Genomic DNA, 11,443 nt, shown 5'->3' with positions numbered 1-11,443 from the left:
GCGGGGTGGTGGGGGGGGTGGACCGCGGCCCGCCCGCCGACCTGCCGCCGCCCCGCGCGCCTGCCCTGCTGCCGGCCGAGGCCGCCGAGGCTCCGTCCGCCGCCGCCGCGCCGGCCGCGCCGGCAGCGCCGCCGGGGGCCGCCGACCTCGCCGGCGGCGGCACCGTGCTGCTGGTGGAGGACGAGGACGCCGTGCGGGTGTTCGCCACCCGCGCCCTGCGCAACAAGGGCTACACGGTGCTGGAGGCGCGCACCGGCGAAGGGGCGCTCGACATCCTGCGCGACACGCCCGACATCGACCTCCTGATCACCGACATGGTCATGCCGGGCATGGACGGCGCCACTCTCGCCCGTCTGGTGCGGGTGGAGCGGCCGGAAATCCGCGTCATCCTCATCTCCGGCTATTCCGAGGAGGTGGCGCGCGGCGACCTGGTGGATTCGAAGGACATCCACTTCCTGCCCAAGCCCTTCGACCTCGCCCAGCTGGCGGCGCGGGTGAAGGAAGTGATGGCGGCCGAGCACTGATCCCGCCGGGGAAGGGGCGCCACGGCCGCCCCTTCTTTCCCGATTTGTTCACTTTGGGCTTGCGCGCGTGAACAAATCGCGTACAGTTGCTGCCAGGAACGGCGTTGATCCGCCTGTCGCACCTGTGGGATAAGGGGGCAGCACATGTCGCAGACCGCACTCCGCCTCGTCGAGAAGGATTCCATGGACAAGCAGAAAGCACTGGACGCCGCTGTCGCCCAGATCGAGCGCGCCTTCGGCAAGGGCTCCATCATGAAGCTGGGCCAGCGCGATTCGGTGGTCGACATCGAGGCGGTCTCCACCGGCTCCCTCGGCCTCGACCTGGCGCTGGGCATCGGCGGCCTGCCCAAGGGCCGTATCATCGAGATCTACGGGCCGGAAAGCTCGGGCAAGACCACCCTCGCCCTGCACGTGGTGGCCGAGGCCCAGAAGCGCGGCGGCGCCTGCGCCTTCGTCGACGCCGAACACGCCCTTGACCCGGTCTATGCCCGCAAGCTGGGCGTCGACCTGGGCGAGCTGCTGATCTCCCAGCCCGACGCCGGCGAGCAGGCGCTGGAAATCTGCGACACCCTGGTCCGTTCCGGCGCCATCGACGTGCTGGTGGTGGACTCGGTGGCCGCCCTGGTGCCGCGCGCCGAACTGGAAGGCGAGATGGGCGACAGCCACGTCGGCCTGCAGGCCCGCCTGATGAGCCAGGCGCTGCGCAAGCTGACCGGCTCGGTTTCCAAGTCCAACTGCCTCGTCATCTTCATCAACCAGATCCGCATGAAGATCGGCGTCATGTTCGGCAACCCGGAAACCACCACCGGCGGCAACGCGCTGAAGTTCTATGCCTCCGTCCGCATGGAAATCCGCCGCGTCGGCGCCATCAAGGACCGCGACGAGGTGGTGGGCAACCAGACCCGCGTGAAGGTGGTGAAGAACAAGGTGGCGCCGCCGTTCAAGGTGGTCGACTTCGACATCATGTACGGCGAGGGCGTCTCCAAGACCGGCGAGCTGATCGACCTGGGCGTCAAGGCCGGCATCGTCGAGAAGTCGGGCTCCTGGTTCAGCTACAACTCCACCCGCATCGGCCAGGGGCGCGAGAACGCCAAGCAGTTCCTGCGCGACAACCCGGAGATGGCGGCGGAGATCGAGCGCACCATCCGCCAGAACGCCGGTGTCCTCGGCGAGGCGATGCAGACCGGACCGGGCGGCATCGACGAAGCCTCCGACGCCGCGGCCGCCGACGACTGATCGCAAGCGGCTGCGCCCGCGACGGCACGGCACCAGCACCTGCACCGGGGCGGGGAGGGCAACCTCCCCGCCCCGTGTCGCATGGGGCAGGGCCGGTGGCGCATGCCCCGGTGCCCCTGTCGCATGGGGCGGAGCCCTTGTCGCGTGGGGCGGAGCCGGTGGCGCATGGCCCGGTGCGGTGTCGCGTGGGGCAGGGCCCCTGTCGCATGGGGCGGAGCCCGTGTCGCACGGGGGGCGCCCGCGTTGCATGGGGGCGGTGGCGGCGGGGTACAGCCGGTCCCGGCGGGGAGCGGGGCGGATGGTCTTGCCGCGTCGGGCGGTCATGCTCATATCCCTTGATCCGCCGCATCGCTGGACTCGCGCAGGGGCGCGGGTTAGAAAGCGATACCGTCCCTGCCGCCCGGCGGGGCTTCCTGACACTCCCTTGAACTGCCGCGGTGCCGCGGCGGCTGTGGTGACGACGAATGCAGACGGCAAAAGACATCCGCAAGACCTTCCTCGACTTCTTCGCCGCCAACGGGCACGAGATCGTGCCCTCCAGCCCGCTGGTGCCGCGCAACGACCCGACGTTGATGTTCACCAACGCCGGCATGGTGCAGTTCAAGAACGTCTTCACCGGCCAGGAGACGCGCCCCTACTCGCGCGCCACCACGTCGCAGAAGTGCGTGCGCGCCGGCGGCAAGCACAACGACCTCGACAACGTCGGCTACACCGCCCGTCACCACACCTTCTTCGAGATGCTGGGCAACTTCTCCTTCGGTGATTACTTCAAGGAGGAGGCGATCCGCCTCGCCTGGGATCTGATCACCAAGGAATACGGCCTGCCCGCCGACAAGCTGCTGGTCACCGTGCATTCGTCCGACGAGGACGCCGCCGGCCTGTGGCGCAAGATCGCCGGCCTGCGCGACGAGAAGATCATCCGCATCCCGACGTCCGACAATTTCTGGATGATGGGCGACACCGGCCCCTGCGGCCCGTGCTCGGAAATCTTCTACGACCACGGCCCGTCCATCGCCGGCGGCCCGCCGGGCAGCCCGGACGAGGACGGCGACCGCTTCATCGAGATCTGGAACCTGGTGTTCATGCAGTATGAACAGCTGGGCCCGGACGAGCGCGTCGCCCTGCCCAAGCCCAGCATCGACACCGGCATGGGCCTGGAGCGGCTGGCCGCGGTGCTGCAGGGCAAGCACGACAACTACGACATCGACCTGATGCGCGCCTTGATCGAGGCCACCGCCAAGGCGGCCGGCACCGACCCGGACGGCGCCCACAAGATCAGCCACCGCGTCATCGCCGACCACCTGCGGTCGGTGTGCTTCCTCATCGCCGACGGCGTGCTGCCGTCCAACGAGGGCCGCGGCTACGTGCTCCGCCGCATCATGCGCCGCGCCATGCGCCACGCCCACATGATGGGCTGCGCCGACCCGCTGCTGTGGAAGCTGGTGCCCGCCCTGCAGCGCGAGATGGGCGAAGCCTACCCCGAGCTGGAGCGCGCCGGCGCCCTCATCACCGAGACGCTGAAGCTGGAGGAAAGCCGCTTCAAGCAGATGCTCGACCGCGGCCTCAAGCTGCTGGACGAGGAGACGACCAAGCTCGCCTCCGGCGGCACCCTGCCGGGCGAAGTGGCGTTCCGTCTCTATGACACCTACGGCTTCCCGCTCGACCTGACCCAGGACGCCCTGCGCGCCCGCCAGATCGCCGTGGACGTGGAAGGCTTCAATGCCGCCATGGAACGCCAGCGCGCCGAGGCCCGCAAGGCCTGGGCCGGCTCCGGCGAGGCGGCGACGGAAAAAGTGTGGTTCGAACTGCGCGAGCAGGCCGGCGCCACCGAATTCCTCGGCTACGGCGCCACCCAGGCGGAAGGCCGCATCGAGGCCCTGGTGGTCGGCGGCGCCCCGGTACAGGTCGCCAAGGCCGGCGACGAAGTGGCGCTGATCGCCAACCAGTCGCCGTTCTATGGCGAAAGCGGCGGCCAGAGCGGCGACACCGGCATCGTCACCGTCACCGGCAAGGGCCGCATCGCCGTGCGCGACACCCAGCGCAAGCTGGGCGACCTGACCGTCCACATCGGCGTGGTGGAAGAGGGCGAGGTGGCCGTCGGCGACCTGGCGGTCTTCGCCATCGACCTGGTGCGCCGCGACGCCATCCGCGCCAACCACTCGGCCACCCATCTGCTGCACGCCGCCCTGCGCCGCACGCTCGGCGATCACGTGACGCAGAAGGGCTCGCTGGTGGCGCCGGAGCGCCTGCGCTTCGACATCAGCCATCCGAAGGCCCTGTCGGCCGACGAAATCCGCACCGTCGAGGACGAGGTCAACGCCGCCATCCGCGCCAACGCCGGCGTCACCACCCGTCTGATGGACCCGGAAAGCGCCATCAAGGCCGGTGCCATGGCCCTGTTCGGCGAGAAGTACGGCGAGGAAGTGCGCGTCGTCTCCATGGGCGGCGACGCCGACTGCGCCTCGCACTTCTCCACCGAACTGTGCGGCGGTACCCATGTGCGCCGCACCGGCGACATCGGCTTCTTCAAGATCGTCGGCGAAGGCGCCGTCGCCGCCGGCGTCCGCCGCATCGAAGCGGTGACGGGCATCGGCGCGCTCGACTACGTGCGCCAGCACGAAGCCATCCTCGCCGCCGCCTCCGACGCCGTGAAGGCGGTGCCGGCGGAGATCCCCGGCCGTCTGGCGGCGCTGCTGGAAGACCGTAAACGCCTGGAGCGCGAAGTCGGCGACCTGCGCAAGAAGATCGCCATGGGCGGCACCGCCGGCGCCGCGGCCGCGCCCGAGGTCAAGAAGATCAACGGCGTCGCCTTCTCCGGCCGCGTGGTCGAGGACGTGCCGGCCAAGGATCTGAAGGGCATGGTCGACGACATCAAGAAGGGCCTCGGCACCGGTGTTGCCGCCCTGGTGTCGGTGGCCGAGGGCAAGGCCTCGCTGGTGGTGGGCGTCACCGACGACCTCACCGGCCGGCTGTCGGCGGTGGACCTGGTGCGCGCCGGCTCGGCGGCGGTGGGCGGCAAGGGCGGCGGCGGTCGCGCCGACATGGCCCAGGCCGGCGGCCCCGACGGCGACAAGGCCGCCGACGCCATCGCCGCCATCGAACAGGCCATCGGCGCCACCGTGGCGGCCTGACCCGGCCCGCGCCGCGTCGGGAGACAGCGACGCGGTGCCGCGCTGCGTTCCACGAGTCCCGCGGGGCGGTGCCGTCATGGCCCGCCCCGCTGGCATGTTCGGCCGGATGCTACCGGCGGCTTCGGCCGGTGGCGGGAAATCTTAAACGGCGCCGGTGCGACTGTTTAACATGTCATGAACGGTTGGTTTCCCGTTGCGCCGAATCGCCGCTTCCGCCACCATCCGTCCCGCAGCGTCCGGCGGTCGAGCGGCCGGGACCGGGGAGGCTTTCGGCGCAACGACAAAAACGGGCCGGCTCCCGTCGGATGTTGCACTGCAGCATCAGCCTGCCTGCGCCGCACCGGCGCCTGTCTCCCGCCCTCCCGGAACGCAGCGTCCGCCTGAACTTCGGCATGATGCTGACGATTTTGTGCAGTGCACAAAAAAATCCTTTGACAATTCCCCGAGAGTCCCTATCTTGGTGTCATGTTGCAATGCAGCACGGGGCGCCGAAGGGTGTGCGTCCTGGCGCCAGCGAAAGGGGCCTCACGGCCCGAACACCCGGTTGGTCGTGACGACCCTCGCACGCGCTGTTCTGACGAACCCGAAACGGAGACACTCTCATGCTGAAGAATTACGAATCGGTCCTGCAGTTCAACAAGGACAGCCTGGACGCCGTCGTGCAGTCCGGCACCAAGCTCGCCAACGGCTTCGAGCAGATCGCCAAGGAAGCCTTCTCCTTCGCCGGCCGCTCCTTCGAGAGCGCCGTCGAGGCCGGCCAGCAGTTCGCCGCCTGCAAGACCCCGGCGGACGTCCTGCAGCTGCAGACCAAGCTGGCCAAGGAAAACTGGGAGACCATGGTCGCCGAGACCACCAAGCTCTCCGACCTGTCGGCCTCGGTCGTGAAGTCGGCCGTCGAGCCGCTGTCCAGCCGCTACAAGACCGCCTACGAAGCTGCCACGAAGGCCGCCTGAGGCTGATCGCGGGCGGCGCGGCGGGGACGGGCCTCCACCGCCGCCGCTGCCTCGCGCAAGGCTCCAGCCGGGCTCTCTCGCCTGCCGACGGAACCGGCGCCACCTGCAAGGGTGGCGCCGGTTTCGCCTTTATCATGCCACGGTCGTGGGCGATGATGCGGATCAGGGTCAGGAGGGGGCAGCCGCCGCCGCCGGCCCGTGTCAGAACCCGCCATTTTCCGCCGTATCCCGCCCCATTTCCGTAACCATTGTTCCATTGCGTATCCCTATCGCCCGTGGCACAAAGCCGAAAGCTCGGCCGGCTGCGCGGCGGGACGGGCCGCCTCTTCGGCGTGCAGGTGCGCGCGAAGGACGCGATCGCACCTCAACCCGACCGGGCGCGGAGGCGTTTCACAACGGTTTTTTCAGTTTCAACGTCGTCATAGGTGCATTCCGCCATGGTGCGACCCGTCAAGAAAGCCGTGTTCCCCGTCGCCGGTCTCGGCACCCGCTTCCTCCCCGCCACCAAGCTCGTCCCCAAGGAGATGCTGCCCGTCGTCGACCGGCCGCTGATCCAGTACGCCATGGACGAGTGCCGCGAAGCGGGCATCGAGCACTTCATCTTCGTCACCGGCCGCGGCAAGTCGTCCATCATGGCGCACTTCGACCATGTGCCGGAACTTGAAGCGCTGCTGCGGGAAAAGAACAAGACGCAGGAGCTGGACGCCCTGCTGTCGTCCATGCCGCCGGCCGGCAGCGTCTATGCCACCCGCCAGCAGGCGCCGCTCGGCCTCGGCCATGCGGTGCTGTGCGCCCGCGCCTTCGTCGGCGACGAGCCCTTTGCCGTCATCCTGCCCGACGACATGGTGCTGTCCAAGTCGCGCCCCTGCATCGGCCAGCTGATCGAGGCCCAGGCCCGGGTCGGCGGCAACGTGGTGGCGGTGGAGGAAGTGCCGGCGGAGGAGACCAACAAGTACGGCATCCTCGACGTCGACTTCGACGACGGCCGCCTCGCCCGCGCCAGTGGCCTGGTGGAAAAGCCGAAGCCGGAGGATGCGCCGTCGCGCCTCGCCATCATCGGCCGCTACGTGCTCGACCCGCGGGTGTTCGACGCGCTGGAGAAGCAGGGCAAGGGCGCCGGCGGCGAAATCCAGCTGACCGACGCGCTCAACGCCACCATCGGTCGCATGCCGTTCCACGGCCTGCGGTTCGAAGGCACCCGCTTTGACTGCGGCGACAAGGTCGGCTTCCTGAAGGCCAACATCGCCTATGCCCTGGCCCGCCCGGACATGGGCCCGCGGGTGCGCGACGTGCTGAAGGAACTGTGCGCCGAGCTGGACTGAAGCCGCCGCCGCCGTCCCACCGCCTGCGTTCTGAAAGGAAGGATCGACCAGTATGCGCATCGCCATGATCGGCACCGGCTATGTCGGCCTGGTGTCGGGTGCCTGTTTCTCGGAATTCGGCGTCACGGTCACGTGCGTCGACAAGGACGAGAGCAAGATCGAACGGCTGAAGCGCGGCGAGATCCCCATTTTCGAGCCCGGCCTGGACAAGCTGGTGGCGTCCAACGCCGCCGCCGGGCGGCTGCACTTCACCACCGACCTGAGCGAGGCGGTGACGGGGGCCGACGCGGTGTTCATCGCCGTCGGCACCCCGTCGCGCCGCGGCGACGGCCACGCCGACCTGTCCTACGTGTTCGGGGCGGCGCGGGAAATCGCCGCCGCCATGGACCGCTACACGGTGGTGGTCACCAAGTCGACGGTGCCGGTCGGCACCGGCCGCGAGGTGGAGAAGGTGATCCGCGAGGCGCGGCCCGACGCCGACTTCGACGTCGTCTCCAACCCCGAGTTCCTGCGCGAGGGCTCGGCCATCAACGACTTCATGCGCCCCGACCGGGTGGTGATCGGCGCCGAGACCGAACGCGCCCGCGAGGTGATGCGCCAGCTTTACCGCGTGCTCTACCTGATCGAGACGCCGATCCTGTTCACCAGCCTCGAAACCTCGGAGATGATCAAGTACGCCGCCAATACCTTCCTGGCGACCAAGATCACCTTCATCAACGAGATCGCCGACCTGTGCGAGCGGGCCGGCGCCGACGTCCACGACGTCGCCAAGGGCATCGGCCTGGACGGCCGCATCGGCCGCAAGTTCCTGCACGCCGGCCCCGGCTACGGCGGATCGTGCTTCCCCAAGGATACGCTGGCGTTGGTGCGCACCGCCCGCGACCTGGGGGCGCCGCTGCGCATCGTCGAGACGGTGGTGGACATCAACGACAAGCGCAAGAAGGCCATGGCCGACCGCATCGTCGCCGCCGCCGGCGGTGACCTGCGCGGCAAGACGGTGGCGGTGCTCGGCCTCGCCTTCAAGCCCAATACCGACGACATGCGCGATGCCCCCAGCCTGGACATCGTGCCGGCCCTGGTGGCGGCCGGTGCGCGGGTGCGCGCCTTCGATCCGGAAAGCATGGACGAGGCCCGCAAGGTGCTGTCGGGCATCGAGTTCTGCGACAATGCCTACGACACCATGGCCGGCGCCGACGTGCTCGCCATCCTGACCGAGTGGAACGAGTTCCGCTCCCTCAACCTCAACCGGGTGAAGGAGCTGATGGCGGCGCCGGTGATGGTCGACCTGCGCAACGTCTACGAGCCCGAGATGATGGCCAAGGCCGGCTTCACCTACACCTCCATCGGCCGCCCGTGGCCCTATGGCGGTCGCGGCGCCGCTCCGGCGGCCGGCTGACCGACGGTTTGCGGCGGGCGGCGGCTCTTCCGACGAGGGCCGCCGCCGTCCGCCGCCAGTCCTTTCCTGCGCCGGCCGGGCCGGTTGCGCCCGCCGGCTTCCGAACGCTCCAGTGCGGAGGCTGCCCCCATGTCCGACACCGTATCCGTCAAGACCGTCGCCACCACCCCCTTCGAGGGGCAGCGGCCCGGCACCTCCGGCCTGCGCAGGAAGGTGAAGGTCTTCGCCCAGCCGCACTATCTGGAGAACTTCGTCCAGTCCATCTTCGACAGCCTGGAGGGCTTCGCCGGCCAGACGCTGGTGGTGGGCGGCGACGGCCGCTATCACAACCGCACGGCGGTGCAGACCATCCTGAAGATGGCCGCCGCCAACGGCTTCGGGCGGGTAAAGGTGGGGCAGGGCGGCATCCTGTCGACGCCGGCCGTTTCCTGCATCATCCGCAAGCACAAGGCCTTCGGCGGCATCGTGCTGTCGGCCAGCCACAACCCGGGCGGCCCGGACGAGGACTTCGGCATCAAGTACAACGTCTCGGCCGGCGGCCCGGCGCCGGAGAAGGTGACGGAGGCGATCTACGCCCGCACCCAGGCCATTGCCGAGTACCGCATCGCCGAGGCGCCTGACGTCGACCTCGACCGCCTGGGCGAGACGCGGCTGGGCGACATGGTGGTGGAGGTGGTCGACCCCGTCGCCGACTATGCCGAGCTGATGGAGACCCTGTTCGACTTCCCCGCCATCCGCGCCCTGTTCGCCGGCGGCTTCCGCCTGTGCTTCGATGCCATGCACGCCGTCACCGGCCCCTATGCGCGCGAGATCCTGGAAGGCCGCCTGGGGGCGCCGGCCGGCACGGTCATCAACGGCACGCCGCTGGAGGACTTCGGCGGCGGCCACCCCGACCCCAACCTCGTCCACGCCCACGATCTGGTGGCGGCCATGGAAAGCGCCGATGCGCCGGACATGGGCGCTGCCTCCGACGGCGACGGCGACCGCAACATGATCCTTGGCCGCGGCATCTACGTCACGCCGTCGGACAGTCTGGCGATCCTGACCGCCAACGCCCCCCTGGCGCCCGGCTATGCCGGCGGCGTCGCCGGCGTGGCGCGCTCCATGCCCACCAGCCGGGCCGCCGACCGGGTGGCGGAGAAGATGGGCATTCCCGCCTTCGAGACGCCGACCGGCTGGAAGTTCTTCGGCACCCTGCTGGACGCCGGCAAGGTCACCCTGTGCGGCGAGGAAAGCTTCGGCACCGGCTCCGACCATGTCCGCGAGAAGGACGGCCTGTGGGCGGTGCTGCTGTGGCTGAACGTGGTGGCCAGGCGGGGCGAGAGCATTGCCGCCATCGTGCGCGGCCACTGGGCGGAATACGGCCGCACCTACTACAGCCGCCACGACTACGAAGGCATCGACAGCGACGGCGCCGACCGCCTGATGGCCCACCTGCGCGCCACCGTGCCGGGGCTGGTGGGGCAGACGGTGGCGGGGCGCGAGGTGGTGCTGGGCGACGACTTCGCCTATACCGACCCGGTGGACGGCTCCACGGCGGCCCGGCAGGGCATCCGCATCGGCTTTGCCGACGGCGCCCGCATCGTCTACCGCCTGTCGGGCACCGGCACGGCGGGGGCGACCCTGCGGGTCTACATCGAGCGCTACGAGCCCGACGCCACCCGCCACGACCTCGACCCGCAGGAGGCGCTGGCCGACCTGATCGCGGCGGCGGGGCAGCTGGCGGACATCCCGGGCCACACCGGACGTAGCGAACCCTCTGTCATTACTTGACCGCCCGGACAGGCTTTGGCCTGAGCACTTGACGCTACTGGCCGCCTGAAGCATCAGCCGGTCGAGTCGCGGCATCCATTTCGACTGTCATGAGAGTGCCGGCCTCCGTCCGAGGCCGGCATTTCCATGTGGGCGGAAGGGAACGGGCATGGAAAACGGCATTTTGATCGGGAAGATAAAAGGTCCGTAAATGCCGTTGACGAAATTGATCCGCCTGAAGTGGTAGAAAACGGCATCCAACCAAAGATCATGGAACGGAAAACACTTTTTTGTCACGGCCCCCGCCGGGGCGGTGGTATCAAGGAAACATAAAAATCACCAACCCCGGAACGCTCGCCATGCCCCTGGATACCACCATCTTCAGCGCCGCCGACGTCTTCGTCAGCCCCGCCATCTCCACCGACGGCAGCCTGCTCGGCTACCGCGTCCAGACCCTCTCCGGCATGATCCTGGCGGTGGTGCGCCAGCGCGAGGTGGCAATCGCCATCGCGCAGGCCGCCCATGAGGAGGAGCGCCTGTCGCCGCACCTGCACTGACAGGTCAGTACCGCTCCGCGGAACCGGCGGAGCGCGGGGTTACGACCGGGAGTCAGTTGACCGCCAGAGTCACGAGCGTCCGATACGTCGAGGGTATGATGGCCGGCATCCTGAAAGGGGTGCCGGTTTTTCTTTATGGGGTGTTTATAATCACCGATATGTGGCGGCACCGTACCGGCAGCCGCAGCAAAAAGCCCCCGGCTTTGGGGGCCGGGGGCTCGGGTAGGAGAGCGATGCGCCGGTGAGGCGCCGGCGTCTCAGTCGGTCGCCGTCGTCGCCGGCTTGCCGCGGGCGAGGGCGAGGTTGACGTCCGGCGGCACCACGATGCAGGCCATGCTGGCGCGCTTCAGGCTGTCGCAGGCGGTGCGGGCGTCGCGCTCGCTCATGCCCATGACGCGGGCGCGGTAGATGGTGCCGCTGTCGTCGCGCACGGTGATGATCTTCGGGTGGCTGGACTGGACCTCGCGCTTCAGCCGGTCGGCGGCTTCCACCGCCTTCATCTGCGCCGCCTCGAAGCGGGAGAAGGCGCCCACCTGCACGCCCCAGCCGTCGCGGCCGGGGTTGGCGGAGCT

At 69.2% G+C, this 11,443-nt stretch carries 9 protein-coding genes; 8 read left to right on the top strand and 1 reads right to left on the bottom strand.

Going from position 1 to position 11,443, the window contains the following annotated elements; all coding sequences use genetic code 11:
• From ABD056_RS21830 to ABD056_RS21795, 8 genes are all read left to right on the top strand, one after another.
• Positions 1–524 (top strand): response regulator (locus tag ABD056_RS21830; protein ID WP_343870283.1); only part of this gene is annotated, 524 nt, incomplete at its 5' end.
• A 144-nt stretch (positions 525–668) separates the two neighbouring features.
• Positions 669–1,760: a recombinase RecA gene (recA, locus tag ABD056_RS21825; RefSeq protein ID WP_343870281.1), complete on the top strand. Its 1,092-nt coding sequence runs from the start codon at positions 669–671 to the stop codon at positions 1,758–1,760.
• Between the two features lie 464 nt (positions 1,761–2,224).
• Entirely contained in the window at positions 2,225–4,891 is a 2,667-nt protein-coding gene (gene alaS / locus ABD056_RS21820) for an alanine--tRNA ligase (protein ID WP_343870279.1), read from the top strand.
• Positions 4,892–5,493: 602 nt separating this feature from the next.
• A complete protein-coding gene (locus ABD056_RS21815) occupies positions 5,494–5,844 on the top strand; it encodes a phasin family protein (RefSeq protein WP_343870277.1) in 351 nt (116 codons plus the stop codon).
• 437 nt (positions 5,845–6,281) lie between these two features.
• The gene (gene galU, locus ABD056_RS21810) at positions 6,282–7,166 is read left to right on the top strand and encodes a UTP--glucose-1-phosphate uridylyltransferase GalU (RefSeq protein ID WP_343870275.1); all 885 of its coding nucleotides are present in this window, start codon (positions 6,282–6,284) and stop codon (positions 7,164–7,166) included.
• Between the two features lie 52 nt (positions 7,167–7,218).
• Positions 7,219–8,562: a UDP-glucose dehydrogenase family protein gene (locus ABD056_RS21805; RefSeq protein WP_343870274.1), complete on the top strand. Its 1,344-nt coding sequence runs from the start codon at positions 7,219–7,221 to the stop codon at positions 8,560–8,562.
• Positions 8,563–8,691: 129 nt separating this feature from the next.
• The gene (locus ABD056_RS21800) at positions 8,692–10,335 is read left to right on the top strand and encodes an alpha-D-glucose phosphate-specific phosphoglucomutase (protein WP_343870272.1); all 1,644 of its coding nucleotides are present in this window, start codon (positions 8,692–8,694) and stop codon (positions 10,333–10,335) included.
• Between the two features lie 338 nt (positions 10,336–10,673).
• Positions 10,674–10,871: a hypothetical protein gene (locus ABD056_RS21795; RefSeq protein WP_343870270.1), complete on the top strand. Its 198-nt coding sequence runs from the start codon at positions 10,674–10,676 to the stop codon at positions 10,869–10,871.
• Positions 10,872–11,128: 257 nt separating this feature from the next.
• Here ABD056_RS21795 and ABD056_RS21790 read toward each other — a convergent pair.
• Positions 11,129–11,443, bottom strand: a 315-nt coding sequence (locus ABD056_RS21790) for an SPOR domain-containing protein (RefSeq protein WP_343870269.1), incomplete at its 5' end; no start/stop codon positions are given.

Source organism: Caenispirillum bisanense, from assembly GCF_039523075.1.
Lineage (GTDB): Bacteria > Pseudomonadota > Alphaproteobacteria > Rhodospirillales > Rhodospirillaceae > Caenispirillum > Caenispirillum bisanense.
This window is presented reverse-complemented; position numbering and strand designations above follow the sequence as displayed.

What these genes read in the sequence shown, in the direction of transcription:
- recA (WP_343870281.1), top strand. Translation starts at nt 669, where the DNA reads ATGTCGCAGACCGCACTCCGCCTCGTCGAGAAGGATTCCATGGACAAG.
- alaS (WP_343870279.1), top strand. Translation starts at nt 2,225, where the DNA reads ATGCAGACGGCAAAAGACATCCGCAAGACCTTCCTCGACTTCTTCGCC.
- ABD056_RS21815 (WP_343870277.1), top strand. Translation starts at nt 5,494, where the DNA reads ATGCTGAAGAATTACGAATCGGTCCTGCAGTTCAACAAGGACAGCCTG.
- galU (WP_343870275.1), top strand. Translation starts at nt 6,282, where the DNA reads ATGGTGCGACCCGTCAAGAAAGCCGTGTTCCCCGTCGCCGGTCTCGGC.
- ABD056_RS21805 (WP_343870274.1), top strand. Translation starts at nt 7,219, where the DNA reads ATGCGCATCGCCATGATCGGCACCGGCTATGTCGGCCTGGTGTCGGGT.
- ABD056_RS21800 (WP_343870272.1), top strand. Translation starts at nt 8,692, where the DNA reads ATGTCCGACACCGTATCCGTCAAGACCGTCGCCACCACCCCCTTCGAG.
- ABD056_RS21795 (WP_343870270.1), top strand. Translation starts at nt 10,674, where the DNA reads ATGCCCCTGGATACCACCATCTTCAGCGCCGCCGACGTCTTCGTCAGC.